The sequence below is a fragment of the bacterium genome, from assembly GCA_018814885.1.
In the GTDB taxonomy this organism is placed as follows: domain Bacteria; phylum Krumholzibacteriota; class Krumholzibacteriia; order LZORAL124-64-63; family LZORAL124-64-63; genus JAHIYU01.
The window spans coordinates 33,039-55,392 of record JAHIYU010000087.1; the positions used below are offsets into that span (position 1 = coordinate 33,039).

The following is a 22,354-nucleotide window of genomic DNA, read 5'->3' on the forward strand; positions in this document are numbered from 1 at the left end:
CCCTGACTCCTCCTAGTTGCTCAGCCGCGTGGCCACGACGGCGGGCGCGGTCTTTTCGACGCGCGCTCCGCTCTTCTTGTCCGTGACTTGCAGGTGAACGATGTACATGCCTGCCTTGACCAGTTCGAAAACGTCGTTGCGGCCGTCCCAGGGCTCGCTCGACGGAAAGTCCAGGTCCGTGGATGGGTTGTAGTCGAAACGGCTGTCGAGGAGAATGCGCACCAGGCGCCCCTCCAGATCGAATATGCGCAAGACCGTCTCGGAGTTCGCCGCAGTGGTGAACACGATGTCGAAGGTCTCGTTATGCAGAGGTATGAACGTCCTGGGCGGCACGCGCAGCGTGACGCCCGCGGTGCCCTCGGCCTGTACCGCGAAGGCCGGATCGGCCGTCGCGACCTCCCAGGTCGTCGTCAGGTTCTCGCTGGTCTCGTCCGCGCCCTCGAAGCCGTTGGCGCCGGTCTGGACCTCGGTGCCCTCGTCGAAGTCGATGCGGGTGTACGATTGCAGGTGGGCGTGCTCGGTCATGAAGGGATCCGGGTAAACAGCTTCGGAAGCGTAGGTGCTGGCGCCGTTGGTGCGTCCCTGCTTGCTCGCGGTGTAGCTGTTGCCGTTGCCCCAGATGAAGATGTCGATATCTACCACCAGGTCGGAAACGCCGTCCCAGTAGAAGAGCACGACGATCTCGCCGTTGATGTAGGTGCCCATGTCGCTGAGGTTGGTCAACGTAGGCGCGCCGTCGCCGTCGATGCTGCCGGGAAAGACCTCTTCCATGTCAGGCACGCCGTCGGCATTGTCGGCGTCCTCGAACATCTCGTAATGGGGCAGCTTCGTGGTCGTCTCGTCGCTGAAGACCTCGCTGAAGGATCCGCTGCCGGGCATCGACACGGTTATGTACGCGCCGGCGGGCAGGACCGCGTCGTCGGGGAACCTGGCGGTGAAATCGCTGAAGGCGCCGCCGCCGACGGTGGCCTGGGTGGGATTGCCCCGCGGCAGGTTCCAGTAGGCCTGGTCCTCGTAGTAGACGGCGTCGGTCAGGTAGTAGTTCTTCAGTTCCACGTCGAAGTCGTTGGGATTGTGGATCTCGATGAACTCGGCGGTGGAGCCGAGGGTCGCGATCTCGGTCAGCAGCAGCCGCGCCAGGCCCTCGCCGGCGACGATGATCTCGACGGTATACGCCTCGACCGTGCCGGGCGCGCCTTCGGGCCAGACGGCGGTCTCGCCGCCCGCCCCGGCCACACTCACGTACCAGACGACCTCGGCATTCTCGGCCTGGCCGGGAATCACGCCGCTCCAGGTGCCGTTGCCGTTGTCGGTGCAGGCCACATCCTGGTAGGCGCCGGCGTCCACCGCGTAATGGAGAGTGACGGTCGACACGTCCGCCGTACCGGTCACCGACACTGTGACCGTGGCGTCCTCGTCGGGCTGCGGGCGCGCCGGCGATAAGCTGGCTCCGGTGACCGCCAGATCGATCACCCCGTAAGCGCCCGGCGTGCCGTCGGCCGCCTGCCAGGTCGTGTTCAGCGGCTCGCTGGTCTCGTCGTGGCCCAGCGACCCGTTGCCGCCGCTGGTGGTCTCGCCGGTCTCGTCGAGGGCGAGGCGCTGGAAGCTGCCAAGGATCTCGTGGGCTGCGGTGAAATCATCCTGGTTGGCCAGGGGCGTGTCGGGCGCGTAGGTCGAGGCGCCGATGGAGTAGCCGGACTTGTCGACGCGCGCGCTTGTGCTCTCGCCCCAGAAGAACATGTCTATGTCGGTGACCAGGTCGCTGGCACCGTCCCAGTAGTAGAGCACGACGATCTCGGCGCCGTTGGAAAGCGTGGCGTTGGTGCCGTCCGCGTTGTGCAGGCTGCCGGCAAAGAGCTCGCGCATGTCGGCGCGCAGGTCCAGATCCGGCATCATGCCCCAAACGCCGTTGAAGACGTCGGCGCCGGCCAGCGAGACGGTCAACGCCTCGCCCGGCTCGATCACGGCGCCGCTGGGGAAGCGGGCGTGGAAGTCGAAGAAATCGCCGCCGCCGACGGTCGTCTGGGAGGGGTTGCCCTCGGGCAGCCGCCAGTAGCCCTGGTTGCCGGTGAGGTAGCAGGCGTCGGTCAGGTAGTAGTTGCCTAGATTCACGGTCTCGGCCGTCGGGTTGAAGATCTCGACGAACTCGTGGTCGCTGCCCTGCACGCAGACCTCGGTCAGCAGCAGGTGCGGCGGGTAGTCGCCGGGACCGGGCGCCTCGGCGACCGTGTAGCCGGCCAGGTCCGCGGGCGCGCCTGCGGGCCAGACGGCCGTGCCGCCCTGGTCGTCCGCGGCGTCCACGTAGTACTCGACCACGGTGTCCAGGGCGAAGCCCGGGATCGTGGCGCTCCAGGTGCCGTCCAGGTTGTCGGTCATGGCGAGGCCGGTGAAGACGCCGCCGTCGGTGCGGTAGTACAGGTCTACGCTGGTCAGCGTCTCCTGGGCCACGATCGAGGCGGTGACCAGCACCGTGTCGTCGGGTTCGGGGGCGTTGGGCGCGCGGGTCACGCCGGTGATGTTCAGCACGCTGCCGCCGTAGGATCCGGGAGTGCCCGTGGCGGCGAGCCAGGTGGCAGTAAGCGGCTCGCCCGTCTCGTCGTGGCCGGCCGGACCGTTGCCGCCGCTGGCGGGCTCGCCGGTCTCGGCGTCGTCCAGGCGCTGGAAGCTGCCGCCGATCTCGTGTGCCGCGGTGAAATCGTCCTGGCTCGCGAGCGGCGTGTCGGGCGCGTAGGTCGAACCGCCGATGGAGTAGCCGGTCTTGTCCACGCGCGCGCTGGTGCTCGTTCCCCAGAAGAACATGTCGACATCCGTCACCAGGTCGCTGATGCCGTCCCAGTAGTAGAGCACGACGATCTCGGCCGAGTTGGACAGGGTGGCGTTGGTGCCGTCCGCGTTGTACAGGCTTCCGGGGAAGATCTCGCGCATGTCTGCGCGCAGGTCCAGGTCCGGCATCATGCCCCAGACGCCGTTGAAGGCCGTGCTGCCGGCCATCGAGATGGTCAGGACCTCGCCGGGCTGGATCATCGCCCCGTCCGGGAAGCGGGCATGGAAGTCGAAGAAGTCGCCGCCGCCCACGGTCGTCTGGGAGGGGTTGCCCTCGGGCAGCCGCCAGTAGCCCTGGTTGCCGGTGAGGTAGCAGGCGTCGGTCAGATAGTAGTCGCTCAGATCCACGGCCTCGCCGGTCGGGTTGTAGATCTCGACGAACTCGTGGTCGCTGCCGGAGACGCAGACCTCGGTCAGCAGCAGGTGCGCGGGGCCGTCGCCGGGATCGACCGGCGGCAGCACCGTATACGACACGAAGTAGAACGGGGCCGCGTTGGGCCAGGTGTCGGCGCCGCCGCTCTCGCCGCCGACGCTCGCCCACCAGTCCACGACGGTGTCGCGGGACTGGCCGGGGATCGTGGCGCTCCAGGCGCCGCCGCCCTGATTGCTGGCGCCGACGCCCTGCCACGCCCCGCCGTCGGCCCGCCAGTAGATGGACATCTCGTCGGCCGCGTTCGACGGCGGCGACAGCACCGTGATCCCGATCGTCACGGCCGCGTTCTCGTACTGGGGCGCGGTCGCGGGCGCCGCGGCGGTGATGACCGGTGCGGCGATGGTCGTCGCCCCGCCGGCCGGCGGGGCCGTGGCGGCGGTGATCGCCCAGGTCACGGACAGGTTCTCGCTGGTCTCGTCGTGGTCCTCGCGACCGTTGCCGCCGGCGAGGATCTCGTCGCCCTCGTCCAGGTCGATACGCTCGTTGGCCTCGGAGAAATCGTGCACGGCCATGGGGTCCTGGCTGCCGACGGCGGTGTCGGGCAGGTAGGCGCTTGTCGCCGTGCCGGAATCGGGGCCGTCGATCACGACGCTCGACTTGTCGACGCGCGGGGCCGTGGCGCCCCAGGTCAGGTAGTCGATGTCCTGGACCAGGTCGGCCGCGCCGTCCCAGAAATAGAGCATCAGCGTCTCGGCGTCGTCCAGCCAGCCCGGGCTCGGCGGCGTGTTGCCGGCGGGATTGCCCAGGCCGTACGCGATGCCGCCGGGGCGGGCCTCGACCAGCTCGGGCACGCCGTCGAGGACCAGCCCGTCCTCGAAGAGCTCGTAGTCGGGCAGCACGCCGAACACGCCTTGAAAGTGGGTGCTGCCCGCGAAGGAGACGACGATCGTCTCGCCGGGGGTCAGCAGCGCGCCGTCTGGAAAGCGGGCGTTGAAGTCACCGTTCGTGCCGCCGCCGCCCCGCCCGGCGCCCATGACAAGTTCCCAGTAGGGTGCACCGGCCAAGGTGGCGTCGGTGAGGTAGTACCGCGACAGGTCGGCGGTAGCCGCGGTCGGGTTGTGGATCACCACGTACTCGCTACCGATCTGCGGACTGATGCGCGTCTTGACGACCACCTTGGTCAGCAGCAGGTGGTCGGCCTGGGCCTGGGCGCCGGTCGCCGCCAGCCCGCAGGCCAGCAGAACACCGAGCAACCCGAGGGCGCGCTTGGACCTGAGCTTCTTTAACATCTGGCCTTACTCCCTTGCGGTGGGACGGATAAGGGGCGTGTGCAGCCCCGGAAAAATACTCACAAAGTCGGGGCGCCAACGATACCCCACGGGACCTGCGATCGCAACAGGGGAAAATCGGACGGCTCGTACCTCCGGGCAGGTTCGCGGAAGCTCCCGTATCGCGGACCGGATCGGCGATGACGACCCCGGCGGCGGCGTTCGCCAGGGTGCGCGGGATCAGTCCAGCGAGAGCGCGATCCCGCAGGTGGAGAAGAAGACGAGGCTCAGCTCCGGATCGCCGAAGGACCAGTCGAACAGACCGGTTACGTTGACGGCGGTCCAGATACCGAGGGCGGCCGCAATCCAGACCGGACGCAGCGGCGGACCGCGGCTGGCATGGCGACCGAACACCTGGCGCCGCCGCCACAGGCGCACACCCAGCGCGAGCATGAACCAGGTCCCCAGCGCCAGCCCCGGCAGGCCCCAGATCACCGCCAACATCACGGGATTCGAATGCAGGTGCCGCAGCGCGACCTCCTTGCCGCCGAGCAGGAACACGGGCGAATACTCCGTCAGGTTGCGGTCGCCGACGCCGGTCACCGGGTGCGCCTTGACCAGGTCCCAGCCCGTCTCCCACAACGCGAAACGCTGGACGTTGGTGCGGAAGGTCGGATCGACCATGGTGCGCAGACGTTCGCGATAGGCGTCGGGACCCAGCACGAAGAGCAGGACGACCACCGCGGACAGCAACAGGACCAGCCGCTTGCGACGCAAGGCGACGGTCACGGCCGCGCCGATCACGAATCCCAGCCAGGCGCTGCGGCTCTGGGTCATGACCAGCGCCGCCAGCAGGGGGGCCATCGACACCGAGGCGAGGATCCGCAGCCATACGCCACGACCGTGGATCACGAAGGCCAGGGCCGTCACCGCGGCGCACATCACCAGCCAGCTGCCGGTCATGGTGCTGTGCTGGATCATCGTGATGCGGCGCGTGAAGTCGCCGGGCGGCCAGGCCTGGGTCACGATGGTATAGACGCAGTTGATCACCGCGCCCGCGAGCACGGCGACCAGCATGGCGGCCCGCCGGCGCTCCCCGCGAACGTACCAGGCGCACAGCCACAGGGCGGTGAAGAGGTAGAAACGGCGCGCGAAGATCAGGCTCTCGTCCGGCCGCGGGGAAAAGGGGATCATCGCCAGCGCCCAGACCACCAGCAGCAGCGCCGGCAACTCGATGCGGGTGGGGACTGGACGGTCCTTGCCCAGGAGCCACCTCACCAGCGCCCCCAGCAACACGATGCCCAGCAGGATCTGGCTCACGGCCACCGACAGCTGCGCGGCCAGCGCCATCAACACCAGGGCGCCGAAGACCGGCCCGTCACCCCGCAGCATGTCGCGCCAGCCTGTCACGTCCACCTCCCAAAAATGGGGATCACTCCGGTCAGAGTGATCCCTCGGCGCCTTTCGGGCAACCGTTATAACGCGACGGCGGCGGCCACCTTGTCGGCCAGGCCCAGGAACGCCTCGCGGGACGGGCTGTCGCCGGCCACGACCACGGGGGTGCCGCTGTCACCCCCCGCCCTGGTGTCGGGATCGAGGGGTATCTCCGCCAGCAACGGCAGGCCGAACTGCCGGGCGACCGCGGCGCCGCCCCCCTTGCCGAAGATGTAGTAGGACTTGTCGTTGTCCGGGCAGTGGAAGTAGCTCATGTTCTCGACCACGCCGACGACGGGCGTGTCGACCTGGCCGAACATCTGGATGCCGCGGCGCACGTCGGACAGGGCCAGCTCCTGGGGCGTTGTGACCATCACCACGCCGTCGACGGGCACCTGCTGCACGAGGGTGAGCTGAGCGTCGCCGGTGCCGGGCGGCATGTCGATCACCAGGTAGTCGAGATCTTCCCACATCACGTCCTTGAGGAACTGGCGCACCGCGGCCATGACCATCGGGCCGCGCCAGATCACCGCCTGGCCCTCGGGAACCAGCATGCCCATCGACACGCATTGCAGGCCGAGCGCCTGGACCGGCACGATACCCTCGCCCTGGACGACCTGGGGCGTTTCGGAAGTGCCAAGCATGGTGGGCAGCGACGGACCGTAGATGTCCGCGTCCATCAAGCCGACCCGGTGTCCCCTCGCCTGCAACGCCAGCGCCAGATTCACCGCGACGGTGGACTTGCCCACGCCGCCCTTGCCGCTGGCCACGGCGATGATGCGCTTGACGCCGGGCAGGCTCTGGCGGTCCTGCCAGGGGTCGGGATTGGCCGGGCCATGGGACGGGGCCTGCGCCTGCTCCCGGGATTCGTGCACGTCCACGCTGGCCTTCGCCACGCCGGGCAGCGACAAAAGCTTCTCGCCGACCAGCTTGGCCACGGCATCGATGGTTTCCTGCTTCTCCGAGGTGTGCTTGATGACGACCGTCACGTCGCCGCCGTCCACCTGGATGTCGTCGACGAGGTCGATCTTGACGATGTCGACCTTGGTGCCGGGCACGAGCACCTCGCGCAGGGCCACGCGAACCGTCTCGGGGCTGAGATTGTGATCGGACACGGGCAAGCCTCCGTAGTATGTTGAGCGCTGCGCGGACGGCCGCGCGGAAAGGAACACGTGCGAAAGCTAACGGCAGCCATGATCGTTCGCAACGAGGAAGACGCGCTGCCCGCCTGCCTGGACAGCCTGGCCGGCGTGGCGGACGAACTCGTGGTGATCGACACCGGCAGCGACGACGGCACTCCCGCCCTGCTGTCCCGAGAGGCCGCTGCGGACCGTTTCGAGCGGGTCGAGGTCGGGCGCTCCGGTTTCGGGGGCTTCGGCGCCGCCCGCCGCCTTTCGCTGGACGCGGTGCGGACCGGCTGGGTGCTGTGGATCGACGCCGACGAGCGTCTCACGCCCGGATTGCGCCGCGAGCTGAGCCGCCGCCTGGACGACGGCACGATCGACGAGAACGACCTGTGGCGCATTCCCTTCGACACCTACGTGCTCGGACGGCGGATGCGCTGCCGCGAGCTGGAGGGACAACGGCGCGCGCGGCTCTTCCGCGCCGGCGCCGCCGCGTTCTCCCCCTCGGCGGTGCACGAAGGCCTGGTTCCGGCCGCGGGAGCGAAAACAGGCGACCTGGCCGGCCGGATCGAACATCACACCATGACCTCGTGGCGCGGCTATCTGCGCAAGACGGCGCTCTACGCCCGGCTCGAGGCCGGCTCGCGCTCGCGCGCCTACGCCGTGGTCCACATGCCGGTGGCGTTCGTCGCCACCTTCTGGCGCCAGTACGCGTGGCGGGAGTGCTGGCGGGACGGACGGGCGGGCTTCGTCTGGGCCTTCACCTCGGGGCTGGGGGCGATACTGCGGGACTGGCGGACGCTGACGCGGTGACGCTCCTGGTCCTTCGGAGGAAGGAGGAAAGCCCCGGGCCGATCCGCCGGCCCCAAGCCCCGTATCCCGGCCATATTGACCCCATACGGCGTAATCCTGTACGATGATCACGTACTCGATCGCGAAGGGGGGAGGCCATGTTCAACATTCGCCACGCCCGAGGTGACCATCACCGCGGGTCCGTCTGGCTCTTGTGCGTCATTCTCGCCGTTCTCACGCCGCCGGGGTCCTCTTTCGGCGACCCGTACGTCCACACGATCGTGATTGACGGCACGAACGATTTCAACTCCGGCGATATTTTCACCTCGACGTCCGGGAGCTACACGGCCTACCTGACATGGGATGCGACTCACTTCTACATCGGTTGCGAGGGCCCCGACGTCGGCGCCAACGACCCGCAGCGCCGGCTGCTGGTCTACATCGATCCCGGCCCCGGTCCGGGCGCGGCGTCCGGACTGATCTACAACACGCAATCACCGTCGTTCAGCGACATCCTGCCGAAGTATCACTTCGCCTGGCAGACGAGCGGGGCCTCGCAGTTCTGGGAATGGACCGGATCGTCCTGGTCGACGACGACGGATCCGTCGAGCTTCGCCGTGTCGGGCAACTTCGTCGAGCTGTCGCTGCCGCTGGGCGCGGTGGACGATCCGACCACGTTCGGTCTCGCGATGTTCATGATCAACGAGGCCTCCCTGTTCGAGTGGACCTACGCCGGCATGCCCGACGACGCTTTCACCGACGGTTACGATCCCGATGTCATCACCCATTTCGCGGGCAACCTCTCGTCCTCCCTGCCGCCCAACCAGTCGGGTATCCTGGGAACCGTCGTGATCGATGCCGAACCCGACACGCCGGCATTCCCGTGGCAGATGACCGGCCCGGACAGCTACCTGGCGACGGGCGCCGGCGACAGCACCCTGATCGATCTCGCGCCGGGCTCGTACACGGCCACCTGGCTGGCAGCCGCCGGCTGGCAGGCGCCGGAACCCGAGACCCAGACCTTGGTCGAGGGAGGGGTGCTGACCTTCGTCGGCAGCTACGGCGCCGTGCCGTCCTTCACGAGCATCGCGGACATTCCCGGCGACCAGGGCGGCCGCGTGCGGCTGGTCTGGAACCGGGTCGCCCACGACGATCCGCTGGACCCCGTAGTCGTGACCGCCTACGAGGTCTACCGCCGCGACGACACGGGTCTCGAATCGCCAGGGAGCGGTTTCGCGGACAAGCTGGCCGGCTGGGACTGGGTGGACAGCGTCCCGGCCCACGGCGATCCCGTCTATCAGTTCGTCGCACCCACCCTCTGCGACTCGACGATCACCTGGGGCATGTGCTGGTCGGTGTTCCTGCTGCGGGCCGTGACCGCCGATCCCTACCTCTTCTACGCCTCGGCGCCGGACAGCGGCTATGCGGTGGACAACCTGCCGCCGAACGCGCCGTCCGGCTTCGCCGTGGCCTACGGGAACGGGAACGATCTTTCCTGGGAACCAAGCATCGACACCGACTTTCGCTACTTCAAGGTGTACCGCGGCACAACTCCCGGCTTCGAGATCGACCCGGAGCATCCCCTGCACACGACGATCGACGAGGCCTGGACGGACGCGACCGGCACCTACGACCATCACTACCTGATCACGGCCGTGGATTCCGCAGGCAACGAGAGCCCGCTCGCCGCGCCCGCCACCATGACGGGCGCGGGCGGCGGCAGCACGCCGCCGACCACTCGTTTGCGGCAGAACGTCCCGAACCCGTTCAACCCGGCCACGACCATCGCCTTCGATCTCGCCCGCGAGACGCGGGTCGAGCTGGCGGTCTACGACCTGTCCGGGGGCCTGGTGCGGCGATTGATGGACGGTGAGACGCTGGACGCCGGCACGCGCAGCCTGCTGTGGGACGGCCGCGACGACGCCGGTCGCCTGGTCACGACCGGGATCTATCTCCTGCGCCTGATGGCGGGAGAGCGGTCCGACTCCCGACGCATCGCCCTGATCAGGTGATTCGCGCAACTCGCACCCCGAAGCCGGGGGAGGCGCCATGCGTCTCCCCCGGCGCGACATCGTCCGTGATGCGTCACCGTACCAGCACCAGCTTGCCGCTCTCGATCGCCGCCCCTGCCCTCAGGCGCGCGAAGTAGACGCCGGACGGGACCTTGCGGCCGGCCGCGTCGCAGCCGTCCCAGGTCACCCGATGGGTTCCTGCGGTCCGCGACCCGGCCGCCCGGGAACGTATCAGCCTCCCGCCCAGATCGACCACGGACAGCGCCACGTCCCGCTCCCGGTCCAGCACGAAAGAGATGGCCGTACACGGGTTGAAGGGGTTGGGATGAGCGGCGAGACGGCAAACGGCCGCGGGCGGCGCGTCCCCCACGCCGCTGGAGGCTTCGCAGGGCGGCAGGTTTTCAACGTCCTCTGGACACCGACGCGAAGCCCCAGACCGACAGGCCGCCGGCGACGAACGTCCCCACCCACGAGACCCACATGGGCAGATCGCAGCCCCCGAATACGAACGGCCACGAGCATACGATCCTCAGCAGGTGCCCGAATGACACGAGGGCGAAAATCGTCGCCGCCACGGTGGCGAAGGTTCTGCTTCCCATGATCCCACCTCCGGTTCGCAGACCGCTATCAGGGTACGCCACCACATTTGACCTGGAAAGCCTCGTCCATGAAATTGATTGTCATGTCGGATTGATATGGTATTGATTGTCGCCAAGCGCACGCATTTCGCTCCCGCGCACGAAGGGGAACAAGGAGGTAGACATGAAGCCCATGACAATTGGACCCACATTGATCCTGGCCGCGCTGATCCTGCCGGCGTTCGCGTCGGCCGTCACGATCACTTTCGACTTCACCGCCGACTTCACGGATATGGCCGACCACTGGCCGGATCTCGACGGCTGGGTGGGGACGGCAGACGACCTGATCGACGGCGGCCTGTCGCCCGTGAACGGATCCGCGCCCAACCCGGGCACGTACGCGTACAACGCCTTCGACTTCGACAGCGGGCTGACCGACGACGGCATGCCCGCCGGCTACAACGCCATCACGTTCATCACCGGCAGCCCCGAGGTGGACCTGGACGTGGCGCGGGGACTCTCCCCGCTGGAGCCGCTCTTCACCGAGCTCCACGTGACGTCGGGCACCGAGCCCTTCTTCGGCCACGGCCCCTTCACCGCCCAGTTCACGAACATCACCGCCGGCGACTACGACCCGTCGACCGGCGCCATGACGCTCACGACGGACTTCTCCGCCGACCTGAACGGCTCGGAGGACACCTCGCTGGGCCTGACGATCACGGGCGAGGCCTGGGTGATCGAGGACGGGGATTACGGCACGGCAACCGGCCACGCCTACCTGGACGACGTGGTGATCCCGCTGGCCCAGGCCGCGGACGCGACGCGGGTGCTGTACGTGAAGGGATCGGGGATCATTCCCGTCGCGGAGGGCTTCTCCTGGGGACAGATGCCCTTCGTGGCCTGCATCGTGGCCCTGGACGACTCGAACGTGTCCCAGGAGTCGTCGACCTGGGGCGGCGTGAAGGCGCTGTACGGTGCGCGCTAGGACTCGATCTGGAAATCCGGACTGCCGGATCCCCGGCGGGACCCGGCAGTCTGGTTCCGGGACGGTCCGCTAGTTGTGAGTCGCACTGAAACGGATGACGAAGCTGGCGCCCGACCAGTTCTCGTCTATGTCGCCGTCGGGCACCGAGTGGTAATTGAATCCGCCGGCAACGCCGAGTCCCCAGCTATCGCCCACCCACCATTCCTTGCCCAGGGTAACGTCCATGACCATGCCGTTGTCCGTCTCGCCAACGAGACTACCGGCATCGATCGACAGTTTGCCGATGCCCAGGGAAGCCGAAAGATAGATATTCGACGGCATGAAGAAATACGTAAAACCCCCGCCGATCGCGGTCAGATCCACATCCGCGTTGACCTGACCGGATCCGAGGCCCGTGATGGACAAGTCGGGGTCGCTCATCAGCCAGCCGAATAAAGTTCCGTGCAGGGCCAGGTTGGGAGAGACGATCCCGCCGATGGCGAAATTCAAATCACCGGCGCTGCCGGAGAATTCCGCCTTGCCACTCCCGGATTCGAGTGTCGAGGTGGCAGATCCTCCACCTGCCGACAGCCGCAAGAACAAACCGCCGTCGTGGGCACGCGGACTGGCCATGACCGCCGAGGAGCCGAGCAACGAGACGAGGAGAACCGTTGCCATCAGTACCGGCACCATGGAATTCGATCTTTTCACGAAATCCCCCTCTCGTCAGTTGATCGTACGCTTGGCCGACCCATCGCTGATATCCACCAAGCCCGACAGGGCGCCGGGCGTCGAATCCGTGTTGTCATCGATATTGTACGGTAGCATCCAAAAAACGGATGCGTCAACAGGCGATCGGGTGATCTCCGGCTCCAACAGCCCGGACGCCAAATGACGGCCGGATCGCGCCGGGGACCCGGCCTCGAATCACAGGTTGTAGCCCATCCCCAGTATCTTGCGGCACTTGGGGCAGCAATAGACGCGATGCGTGGAGAACCACCCGTTGTCCACCATCACCAGGCGCTCCAGCTGCGCCTCGCAGAACGGGCAGACGGGCTTGATGTCCTTCTTCTCCACCTTGATCATGATCTCTCCTTCCGCCGGGATCCCGCGGTCCCCGGCAACCTCGAAGACGGTCTTGCAACCCCGATCCTCGATGAGCGTAATCCACGGAGCCGCGTCGGCATACACCGAAAACCGGCGCCACGGAACCCGTCACCCGGAGCGTCCGCCATGAAACACCTGTCCCGGTTCGTCCTCGCCGCGATCTTCCTCGCCGCCGCGTCCGGCCTGGCGAGCCAGGCCGCGGGACCCTCCGCGCCGGTGGTGCGCAACGGCGCCGTGCCGGCCGAAGGGCTGCAGGTCGTCCAGCTGGAGGAATTGTGGCGCGCCGGCGGCGAGGACGACGAGATCATCTTCGGACACATCTTCCGCGCGGAGGGGGACGCGGACGGGAACGTCTATCTGCTGGATACCCAGCTCAGCGAGGTGCCGGTGTTCTCGCCCGGGGGCGAGCACCTGAAGACCCTGAGCCGCGAAGGCGAGGGTCCGGGCGAGACGCGCTCGCCCGTAGATCTGACCATGCTGCCCGACGGCAACCTCGGGATCCTGCAGCGCTTCCCGGGCATGATCGTCAAGATCGACCTGGAGGGCGCGCCCCTGGGCAACATCACGATGGGCGAGGCGTCGGAAGGCGGTTTCCACTCCCTCTACACGGGGCGGTGCAAGGGTGAGAACTTCATGATGGTGGGCCAGTATGCGACCATGGGCGACAACATGCAGACGCGGACCTGGTTCGCCTCGCGCTACGACGCCGCGGGCAACGAACTGGTCAAGCTGTGGGAACGCTCGTGCGTGATCGACTTCAGCCGGCCCGTGATCCGCGAGCTCGAGATCCTCGATCCGGCCATGTTCGCCTCCACGCCCGGACCCGACGGCCGCGTCTACATCGCGCCGCACCACGACGACTACGCCATCAGCGTCTACTCCCCCGAGGGCGGACTGGTCCGGGTGATCGAGCGCGAATTCGAGCCGCGCAGGCGATCCGACCTCGAGACTGGACGTGTCCTGGCCGTGTTCGACGTGTGGGCGGGCCGCAACCCCGCCGGCCTGGAGAGCGAGGTCGAGGGCATGGCCGCCGCGATCTCCAACCTCTACGTGGACGACGACAACCGCCTGTGGGTCGAAAACAGCCGCAGCGGCGAGACCGGCCCCGACGAGGCCTTCCTGACCTTCGACGTCTTCGACGCGGACGGACGTTTCCAGAGACAGGTGGCCCTCGTCTGCGAAGGGGATCCGCTGGACGACCGGCTCTTCTGGACGCGCGACGACATGGTGGTGCTGGTCAAGGGCGCCGTACCGGCCATGTACGCCAGCATGGCCGGCGGCGCGGCCGACAACGAGGAGGAGGCCGAGCTGGACGAGATGGAGGTCGTCTGCTACCGGATACCCCGGTAACCGGAATTGGACCACCGCCTGCTGGATGTGTTATCATTACCGGCGGCCATCCACGCATCCCGGAGGAGCACCTTGCGCAAGACCGCCCGTCTGTTCGGCGTCCTGGTCGTGTTGACCGCCTCGGCCGCCCACGGATCCCCCCCTCCCACCACTTTGCAGGCCGCCTTCGAGACGGCCGTGGCCCAGGGCGGCTACGACCGCTACCTGGCGCTGGAGACGGGACGGGTCTACACGGGCGGGCTGCTGATCGGCCCCACCTGGGACGAGGACCGCACGCTGTTCATCGACGACGAGCTGGGTCTCGACGTCATGATCGAGGGCAACGGCGCGATCCTCGACCTGCAGGGACAGCAGATCTGCATCTCATTCTGCGGCAACAGGCTCGACATCCAGGACTGCATCGTCCTCGACGGCGGCGTGCGCTACCGCGGCGACGTGGCGCTGGACATCGACCGCATCCCCGAGGGCTCGGTCACCTACTGCACCTTCTTCCGCCCCCACGACTACGCGGTGCGGCTGGAGGGCGCCGGTGCGGGCGTGATCTGCGAACGCAACATCGTGGTGGACGCCGTCGATACGGGGCCTGACGGGCTGATCTGGAGCGGGATCACCGGCGAGAACCTGCCTACAGGCCTGGCCTTCGGTCTGTCGGTGCAGATCGGCTCCTACGGCATGCCGGCGGTACGGGACAACTGGACCTGGTTCCGCGACGGCACAACCAACGCCGAGCTGCTGCGCCACTACTGCCTGCTCTGCGAATACGGCTGAACGATTCCCGCCCCGTGGGACGAGGCCGGTGCGGCCCCGTACAACAACATCGTCGGCGACGACCCGGGGCTGGTCGATCCCGAGGGCGGCGACTTCCATCCCTTGCGCGCCATCGGCTACGGCTCGCGCATCGTGCCCGACCCGCCGGCCGGCGGCCTCCGGGACGATCCTGGCCGCATGCCCGCCCGATCGCTGCCGCCCGCGCGGCAGGGCGCCACCACCCGCGCCGGCGGCACGATCTCCGTCGACACCGTGTGGGATGCGGCGATCGTCAGCGTCACCGACGACATCACCATCACCAACGACGCGCTGTTGACCGTCGTCCCCGGCGTCAGGATCGAGTTCGCGGGCTACTTCGGCATCCTGGTCGTCGACGGCGCCATCCAGGCGGCGGGCAAGGCGGACAACCCGATAACCTGGACCACGAGCTATCCGGAAGCATTCGACGAGAGCCAGTCCACCGCCGGCTGCTGGAACGGGATCACGTTCCTGAACCTCCCCGCCGGCGCGCCCGAGTCGTACCTGCGCTGGTGCGTCCTGGAATACGCCAAGGCCGTCCCCGGCCTGGGACTCGACGGCGACGGACCGCGCGTGGGGGGCCGGGCCTTCGACGGGGCCGGCGGTGCGCTGCGCATCGTGGGCAGCTCGCGGGTCGAGGTGATGGGGTGTAGGATTCGCCGGAACTGCGCCGATCGCGGCGGCGCCCTGGCTGTCCACTACGGCGGCGCGCCGGTCGTGATGAACTCGCTGCTGCTGGACAACGTGAGCTGGAGTCGCGCGGGGGCGGTCTTCGTCAGCTACGCGTATCCGGTATTCTGGCACGACACCCTGACCCTCAACCGTTGCGTCAACCCGGAGATGTTCGACCGTACCGCCGGCGCCGTCGATCACTTCCACGGCAAACCCCTGTATACCGGCTGCGTGATATACGCCAACCAGACCAACCACCACGAGCACCACGAAGTGCTCGAGCCCAAGGCCTACTACACGCGCTATTGCGACATCGCCGGATTCGGGGAGGGCGTCGGCTGCCTGGACCAGGACCCCCTGTTCGTGACCCACGGCTCGGGCCGCCTGAGCGCGGGCTCGCCCTGCCGCAACGCCGGATCGTACCTGCTCGCGGAGCAATGGCTGCCCGAGGTCGACCTTGACGGCTTCCCGCGGCGGGAAGGCCCCGAGGTGGACATGGGTTGCTACGAGTTCACGCCCGTCTCGGCGGCGGACGTGGCTACGCCGGTCCTGGCGTCCGATCCCCGCGCCTGGCCCAATCCCTGCAACCCCTCCACGACGGTGCGCTTCAGGATTGAGCGGACCGGCCGCGCGCGCCTCTGCATCCTCGACCAGCGGGGCCGACTCGTGCGCACGCTGGTCGACGGCGAGTTGCCGGCCGGTGAGCTCGGTGTGGAGTGGAACGGCCTGGACGACGGCGGGCGCGGCGCGGCGTCGGGCACGTACGTGATCAGGCTGGATAACGGCGGCCGGACCCGCACGGGTTCGTTGACGCTGGTCAGGTGATCACGGGGCCGCGTCGAACTCGCTGCGGTACTTCACGACGCCTTCGATGCCCGCCATGGCGTCCTGGTCGTAGACGACGGCCATGAAGGCTTCGCCGGGTACATCCTCCCACTGGCAGGTCAGACCGAGCCGCGAGGCGATCTCGAAACCGAAGCGCGGGTAGAAATCCGGATGCCCGAGCACGATCACGAACGGACAGCCGCGCGTCTTCAACTCGGACAAGCCGCGCTCGACCAGCAGGGAGCCGATGCCCTGCCGCTGGCGCAGGGGCGCCACGGCCATGGGCGCCAGTCCCATTCCGACGATGGTCTGGCCCTCGGCCTCGATCCGGGCGGGCGTGAACAGGATGTGTCCGACGACCTGAGCGTCGTCCTCGGCGACCAGGGAGAGGGCGTCGGGGCAGGTCAGGCGCAGCCTGTCGACGAGGTCCGCCTCGTCCGGCTGCGCGAAGGCCAGCTCGTTGATCAGGCGCACGGCGGGGATGTCGGCGGGTTGCTCGGGTCTGATCAGCATGTCCGCTCCAGCATGTAGATGGTCCAGGGCGCGATTGCCGTCTCGCTCACCCAGGGGAAGGGCTCGTCGGACCGGCCCAGCGGCTTGCGCAAGTCGATCGCCGTCAGCCCTGCCGCCGCGTAGACCCTGGCGTAGTCCTCCGGCGACCAGACGATATCCTCCACCGGCCGCGCGTCCTCCACGTCCAGCATGACGATCTTCACCCGGTCGCCGCTGCGCGCCTGGCGGTTCTCGGGGAAATCCCGCGTGGAGAACGAGGCCCACTCGTTGACATAGATCTCGGGCGACGAGACCAGGTTCAAGATCCGTCCGCGGTCGGACAGGACGCGCCGCAGGTCCGAGAAGAGGGCGACCTTGAGCTCCAGGGTGGGGATGTTGTCGAAGGTGAAGGAGGAGAAGACCAGGTCGAAGGCGCCGGAGGGGAGATCGCCGAGGTTGCCATCGGGAACGAGACGGTATTCACCCTCGGGGTCGCGCTCGCGGGCGCGCGCGAGCATCTGCCGGGAGACGTCCACGCCCATCGTCTCGTATCCCAGGCTGCCCAGGAAACGGGTCGAACGTCCCGTACCGCAGCCGAAGTCCAGCGCCCGGCCGACGGTCGCGTGGCCGGCGATGAGCGCGGGCAGGTCGCGATAGGCGAGATGGTACGTGCCGGGAAACTCGAGTTTGTCGTAGGAGGCGGCCCGCACATCGTCGCCGTAGACGTTTGTGAAATCCGTCATCGCGAAGCCTCTTTGCCGTGTTGCACAACCTGTCGGGGTGTCCGAACGCCTCTAGCGTGCACGACCGTGGGTTGCGAAGCAAGGGTGAAGACAGGTGGTGTCAACCGGAGCCTATCACGATGAGCCTGCTGGCAAGCATGCGATCACCATCCCCTTCATGATGGCGACACCCACAACTTTCAATGACTTGCCGGCGGCAGATGATATCCCCAGATGCGTGATCGACTGCACGTCTGCGGTCGCCAGATCGGCCCGTTCGCTGCCGTGGTTGGTGGGCTCGCCGACATCGACGCGCGCCGGGGTGCCGCGCGGCCGCTCCAGCACGTCGGCGGACATCGCGGTGGGCAGGCCGAAGGCGAGCTCGCGCTCTATCCAGGGGGGGCTTGTGAGCCATCCCATTCCTCCTGTCACGCCGCCCCCCCCCGCACGCGTAACAGGCGGCCGATCATCCGCCCGGCGCCTCCGATCCCGTCCTCGGCCAGCGTCGCCGTGGTGGGCAACAGCACCGACGTCAAAAAAGTGCTGACGAAGAGCCCGCCCATGATCACCAGGGCCATGGAGTAGTAGTACACGCCGCCCAGCGACGGTTTCTGCACCACGATGGGCACCAGGCCGATGAGCGTGGTGACGGCCGTCATCAGGATCGGACGCAGCCGCTCGCGGCCTCCGGTGAGCATTGCCTCGGTGCGGTCCATGCCGTTGCGGCGATACTGGTTGATGTGCTCGAGCATGACGATGCCGTTGTTGACGACGATGCCGATCAGCAGCAGCAGCCCGATGGCCGCCGGCTGGTCGAAGGACGTGCCGGTCAGAAACAGCGTCCAGACGGCGCCGGCCAGCGCGAAGGGCAGCGACACCATCAGGGCCAGGGCCTGGCGCACCGACTCGAACAGGCCCGCCATGACAGCGAACACCAGCAGCAGGGCGAGCAGCAGGTTGGTCAGGAACTCCTTGGACTGCTCCTGGCGGCGCTGTTGCCAGTCGCCGAAAGTCCAGCGGTAGCCGAACGGCATCTCCAGGCCCGCCAGCGCCGCCTCGATCAGGGGCATGTACTGCTCGCTGGTGCCCTCCTCGAAGCGGGCGTTCACCCAGATGCTGGTCAGGCGGTTGTCGCGCTGGATGTTCTCGCGTCCCTCCTTCTCGACGAAGTCGGCGACCGCGGCCAGCGGCACCTTCTCACCCTCGGCCGTGAGCAGGGGCAGGTTCTGCAGCTGGGACAGGCTCTCGGTCTGTTGCTCGTCGAGGGTCAGGCGCATCTCCCGCTCGCCGTCCTCGGTGCGGAAGCGTTGCAGGCGTCGGCCGCGGTAGGTCAGGCCCACCACCTCGGCCATCTGGTCCGGCGTGACGTCGTAGCGGGCGACCAGGTCGCGGTCGGGCTGGATGTGCAGCTCCTGCTGCGCCTCCTGGTGGCGGGTCTCCACGTTCAACAGGCCCGGCACGGCCTCCACGCGCGCGACGGCCTCCTCGGCCAGGCGCATCAGCACCTCCGTGTCCTCACCCACGAGCTGGAAGCCGATGCGCTTGCCGCCGCCGTGATGGCGCCAGCCCTGGCGCTGCTCCTCAACCTCCAGCGTGACGCCGGCGATCTCGGGCAGCAGGCGGGGCAGCAGGCGGCGCAGCCTGGCGATGTTCTCCTCGTTGGCCTCGCCGTCCTCGAGGTAGATGCGCGACATGGTCCAGCGGTCGTTCCAGAAGCTGTACACGGACTGGGCCTTCATCTCCTCGCGATGCGGATCCAGCGCCGCTTCCACGACATCAACCACGGCCTCGCACCCCGCGAGGGTCATCTCCTCGCTGAAGTCGTAGCGGACCTGCACGAAGAGCTCGCTCTGGCTGGTGTCGAAATTCTTCTCCACCTTGCCGAAGGGATAGACCGCCGACGCGATCACCGCCAGGCCCACCACCGGCGCGATCCAGCGGTGGCGCAGGTTGCCGGCGAGTACGCGCTGGTAGCGCGCCTCCAGCCACAGCATGGCCCGTCCCCTGGGCCGCGGCTTCGCGCGGATGTACTTCGAGGTGGCCAGGGGGATCAGGGTCTGGCTGATGAACAGCGACGCCAGCAGCGTCAAGCAGACCGTGATGCCGAGCTCCTTGAGGTACAGATTCATCTCGCTGGGCTTGTTGAAGATCAGCGGGATGAAGACGATCACCGACGTCAGCGTGGCCGCGACGACCGCCGTGCTCACTTCGCGCGCGCCCAGGCGGGCGGCGGTGCGGCGGTCGGCGCCCAGTTCGCGGTGGCGGAAGATGTTCTCCATGACTACCACGGCGTTGTCCACCAGCATGCCGATGCCCACGATCAGGCCCAGCAGGGTGAGCGTATTGAGCGACTTGCCCTGGCTCCAGACGATGCCGCAGGTGACGATCAGCGAGAAGGGGATGCACGACACGGCCACGAAGGTCGTCGACAGGCGGCGCAGGAAGCCGAAGAGCACCAGCGAGGCCAGGATCGTGCCGAAGACGCCCGTGAACGCGAGGTCGCGCAGGGTCTTGCGGATCTCCCGGCCCTGGCTGAACCAGATCAGGAAGTTGACGCCCTCGAGTTCCGGATCGTCGTTCATGGCCGCGATGGCTCTCTCCAGCGCGTCGCAGACCTCCACGGTGTTGGCCTTCGACTCCTGCGAGACGGTCACCCCGACGGCGAAATCGCCGTCCAGGTGGCGGCCGTATTCCAGGGGCGGCTCGCGGTAGAGCACGTCGGCCACGTCGTCGACGCGCAGCCCGTCGGCGCGCAGGGGCAGGCCGCGGATCTGTTCGACCGTGGACAGGGTGCCCACGGTGCGCAGGGTATAGCGCGAATCGCCTTCGACGATCCGGCCAAGCGATTGGTCGAAGTTGCCGCCGCGCAGTATCCGGGCCACGCTGCGCACGTCGATGTTGTGCAGTTCCAGGTCCGCGATCCGTAGGTTGATGCGCACCTCGCGGGGGTTCACGCCGTCCAGGCGCACCTGCGCCACGCCGGGGATGCGCTCCAGCGGCCGGATGATCTTGCGGTCGAGCAGGTCGTAGCTCTCGGACAGGTCGCGCGGGGAGCTGAGGCGGCCCTCGAGGACGGGCATGTCGGCGTCGCGGGCGTCCCAGTTGGAGCTGACCTGGATGTCGCCCATGTCGTCCGGCAGTTCGCCCCTGATCCGATCCAGGCGCTCCCAGACGTCCACGCGCGCCAGGTGCATGTCCATGCCCCAGTCGAAGCCCAGCCGGATGCGGCCGCCGTCGGTGCCGCAGCGGGACCACATGGTCTGCAGACCCTTGACCGAGCCCAGGGCGTCCTCGACGGGACGCACGATCATGCGCTCGACCTGTTCGGGCGAGGCGTTGTCGTAGGGCAGGTTGACGAACAGTTCCGGCTCGACGATGTCGGGCATGAACGCCAGGGGCAGACGCGCCAGCGCCACGCAGCCCAGCACCACCATGCTCAGCAGCAGCATCAGCGCGGTCACGGGACGTCGTATCGCGATCTCGGGCAGGGTCACGCCGCGCCCTCCCCTTCCGGATCTTCCGGCCGCTCGGTGGCATCCACCCGCGACGGCACCGCCTGGTAGGCCGCGGGGATCACGACCAGCGTCAGCAGGGTGCTCAGCAGCAGGCCGCTGGCGACGGTGATGGCCAAGGGGGAGCGCAGCTCGGCGCCCTCGCCCCAGGCCAGGGCCATGGGGGTCAGGCCGAGGATGGTCGTCAGCGTGGTCAACAGGATGGGTCTCAGCCGGAGGTGTCCGGCGCGGATCACGGCCTCGGACTTCTCGACGCCGGCGCGGCGCAGCCGGTTGACGGTGTCGATCAGCACGATGGCGTTGTTGACCACGATGCCCACGAGCATCACCGCGCCGATCAGCACGATCACGGTGACGGTCGTGCCGGTGATCAGCAGGCCGGCCACCACGCCGACGAGCGCCAGGGGGATCGTGGACATCACCAGCAGCGGGTGCAGGAAGGACTCGAAGGTGGCCGCCATCACGAGGTAGACGAGGAAGATGGCCAGGGCGATGGCGAAGCGCAGGCTGGCGAAGCTTTGCTCCATCTCCTCGTGCTGACCGCCCAGTTCCACGCTCAGGCCGGCCGGCGGCGGCGTGGCGGCCACGATGCGCGCGACGTCCACGATCGCGCTGCCCAGGCTGCGTCCCTCCAGGTTGGCCGACACCACGGCCGCGCGCTGCTGCTGCAGGCGATGGATCTCGGCGGGGCCGCGGGCCTCGGTCACGTCGGCCACGGCCAGCAGGCGCAGGGGTTCGCCGCCGGGGCCGGGCAGCACCAGGTTGCGCACGTCGCGTACGGATGCGCGATCCTGCTCGCGGTTGCGGATGCGGATGTCGATCTGGCGGTCCTCCTCCTTGAACCGCGTGGGCACCACGCCCAGCACGCGGTTCTTGAGGGTCTCCGACAGCACGCCCATGTCCAGGCCCAAAGACGCCAGGCGCTCGCGGTCGAAGACGACCTGCAACTCGGGGTTGCCCGCCTCCAGGGACGAGCGGACGTCGACCAGGCCGGGCACCGCCTCCAGCTCGCGGGACAGCTCCAGCGAGTAGGTGCGCAGCGCATCCAGGTCGTCGCCGAAGACGATCACCTCGACCGGCGTCTTGAGGCTGAAGTAGGCGGGCCGGCCGAACTTGACCTCCAGGTCGGGCAGCGTCTGGAACCGCGCGCGCAGGCGGTCGGCCACGGCGGCCTCCGCCTCGCCGCGCACGTCCGCGTCGAGCACGACGTTCAGCTGGCCCAGGTTCTCGGCCTTGGTGTTGATGGACAAACCGCCCGAGACCAGCCGGCTGCCGACGGTCGCGTAGTTGCGGGCGACGGCGGGCTCGGCGCTCGCCGCCTCCTCCATGACGGCCATCGTGCGGTCGGTGGCGGCCAGGGACGCCCCCTCGGGCAGGTTCACCTCGAAGAAGAACTCCCCTTCGCTCATCTGCGGGATCAGCTCGTTGCCCAGCCAGCGCACGGCATAGAGCGAGGCGAAGAACAGCCCGAAGCCGATCAGCAGGGTCGCCGCCTTGCGCCGCAGGGCGCCGCGCAGCAG

General features: G+C 68.1%; 18 protein-coding genes. 6 read left to right on the plus strand and 12 right to left on the minus strand.

Annotated elements, in window-relative coordinates; translation table 11 throughout:
• Window positions 1–12 precede the first annotated feature (12 nt).
• The 3 genes from KJ554_05360 to KJ554_05370 all read right to left on the minus strand — a co-directional run bounded on the left by KJ554_05360 (window position 13) and on the right by KJ554_05370 (window position 7,013).
• Window positions 13–4,485 (minus strand): lamin tail domain-containing protein, encoded by a 4,473-nt coding sequence (locus tag KJ554_05360; GenBank protein ID MBU0741765.1) that lies wholly within the window; start codon window positions 4,483–4,485, stop codon window positions 13–15.
• Between the two features lie 219 nt (window positions 4,486–4,704).
• Window positions 4,705–5,874, minus strand: coding sequence for an O-antigen ligase family protein (locus tag KJ554_05365; GenBank protein MBU0741766.1), 1,170 nt, complete (start codon window positions 5,872–5,874; stop codon window positions 4,705–4,707).
• Between the two features lie 65 nt (window positions 5,875–5,939).
• Window positions 5,940–7,013, minus strand: a complete 1,074-nt coding sequence (locus tag KJ554_05370) for an Mrp/NBP35 family ATP-binding protein (protein MBU0741767.1) — start codon at window positions 7,011–7,013, stop codon at window positions 5,940–5,942.
• A gap of 57 nt (window positions 7,014–7,070) precedes the next feature.
• Here KJ554_05370 and KJ554_05375 point away from each other — a divergent pair, with 57 nt between their 5' ends.
• Complete coding sequence (locus KJ554_05375) at window positions 7,071–7,835, plus strand: glycosyltransferase family 2 protein (protein MBU0741768.1); 765 nt, start codon at window positions 7,071–7,073, stop codon at window positions 7,833–7,835.
• Window positions 7,836–7,972: 137 nt separating this feature from the next.
• Window positions 7,973–9,826, plus strand: coding sequence for a hypothetical protein (locus KJ554_05380; GenBank protein MBU0741769.1), 1,854 nt, complete (start codon window positions 7,973–7,975; stop codon window positions 9,824–9,826).
• Between the two features lie 73 nt (window positions 9,827–9,899).
• Here KJ554_05380 and KJ554_05385 read toward each other — a convergent pair whose 3' ends face one another.
• Together KJ554_05385 and KJ554_05390 are read right to left on the minus strand one after the other, a co-directional pair.
• Window positions 9,900–10,196 (minus strand): T9SS type A sorting domain-containing protein, encoded by a 297-nt coding sequence (locus KJ554_05385; GenBank protein MBU0741770.1) that lies wholly within the window; start codon window positions 10,194–10,196, stop codon window positions 9,900–9,902.
• A 31-nt stretch (window positions 10,197–10,227) separates the two neighbouring features.
• Complete coding sequence (locus KJ554_05390; protein MBU0741771.1) at window positions 10,228–10,425, minus strand: hypothetical protein; 198 nt, start codon at window positions 10,423–10,425, stop codon at window positions 10,228–10,230.
• Between the two features lie 163 nt (window positions 10,426–10,588).
• On the opposite strand from KJ554_05390, the gene KJ554_05395 reads away from it, so the two are divergent.
• On the plus strand, window positions 10,589–11,389 hold the full coding sequence (locus KJ554_05395) for a hypothetical protein (GenBank protein ID MBU0741772.1): 801 nt from the start codon (window positions 10,589–10,591) through the stop codon (window positions 11,387–11,389).
• Between the two features lie 69 nt (window positions 11,390–11,458).
• Here the strand turns inward: KJ554_05395 and KJ554_05400 are convergent, their stop codons facing one another.
• Together KJ554_05400 and KJ554_05405 are read right to left on the minus strand one after the other, a co-directional pair.
• Window positions 11,459–12,079: a hypothetical protein gene (locus KJ554_05400; GenBank protein ID MBU0741773.1), complete on the minus strand. Its 621-nt coding sequence runs from the start codon at window positions 12,077–12,079 to the stop codon at window positions 11,459–11,461.
• A gap of 216 nt (window positions 12,080–12,295) precedes the next feature.
• Window positions 12,296–12,454: a hypothetical protein gene (locus tag KJ554_05405; GenBank protein ID MBU0741774.1), complete on the minus strand. Its 159-nt coding sequence runs from the start codon at window positions 12,452–12,454 to the stop codon at window positions 12,296–12,298.
• A gap of 147 nt (window positions 12,455–12,601) precedes the next feature.
• Between KJ554_05405 and KJ554_05410 the strand changes: the two genes are divergently transcribed.
• From KJ554_05410 to KJ554_05420, 3 genes are all read left to right on the plus strand, one after another.
• Complete coding sequence (locus tag KJ554_05410) at window positions 12,602–13,825, plus strand: hypothetical protein (protein ID MBU0741775.1); 1,224 nt, start codon at window positions 12,602–12,604, stop codon at window positions 13,823–13,825.
• Window positions 13,826–13,897: 72 nt separating this feature from the next.
• Window positions 13,898–14,593, plus strand: a complete 696-nt coding sequence (locus KJ554_05415; GenBank protein ID MBU0741776.1) for a hypothetical protein — start codon at window positions 13,898–13,900, stop codon at window positions 14,591–14,593.
• 102 nt (window positions 14,594–14,695) lie between these two features.
• Window positions 14,696–16,108 (plus strand): hypothetical protein, encoded by a 1,413-nt coding sequence (locus tag KJ554_05420; GenBank protein ID MBU0741777.1) that lies wholly within the window; start codon window positions 14,696–14,698, stop codon window positions 16,106–16,108.
• On the opposite strand, the gene KJ554_05425 is transcribed toward KJ554_05420, so the two are convergent.
• The 5 genes from KJ554_05425 to KJ554_05445 form a co-directional block, all read right to left on the minus strand.
• Window positions 16,109–16,621, minus strand: coding sequence for an N-acetyltransferase (locus tag KJ554_05425; GenBank protein MBU0741778.1), 513 nt, complete (start codon window positions 16,619–16,621; stop codon window positions 16,109–16,111).
• On the minus strand, window positions 16,615–17,343 hold the full coding sequence (locus KJ554_05430) for a methyltransferase domain-containing protein (protein MBU0741779.1): 729 nt from the start codon (window positions 17,341–17,343) through the stop codon (window positions 16,615–16,617). The genes KJ554_05425 and KJ554_05430 overlap by 7 nt, the downstream gene beginning before the upstream one ends.
• A 114-nt stretch (window positions 17,344–17,457) precedes the next feature.
• Window positions 17,458–17,742 (minus strand): hypothetical protein, encoded by a 285-nt coding sequence (locus KJ554_05435; GenBank protein ID MBU0741780.1) that lies wholly within the window; start codon window positions 17,740–17,742, stop codon window positions 17,458–17,460.
• An 8-nt stretch (window positions 17,743–17,750) separates the two neighbouring features.
• Window positions 17,751–20,816, minus strand: a complete 3,066-nt coding sequence (locus KJ554_05440) for an efflux RND transporter permease subunit (GenBank protein ID MBU0741781.1) — start codon at window positions 20,814–20,816, stop codon at window positions 17,751–17,753.
• Window positions 20,813–22,354 (minus strand): efflux RND transporter permease subunit (locus KJ554_05445; protein ID MBU0741782.1); only part of this gene is annotated, 1,542 nt, incomplete at its 5' end. The genes KJ554_05440 and KJ554_05445, both read right to left, overlap by 4 nt.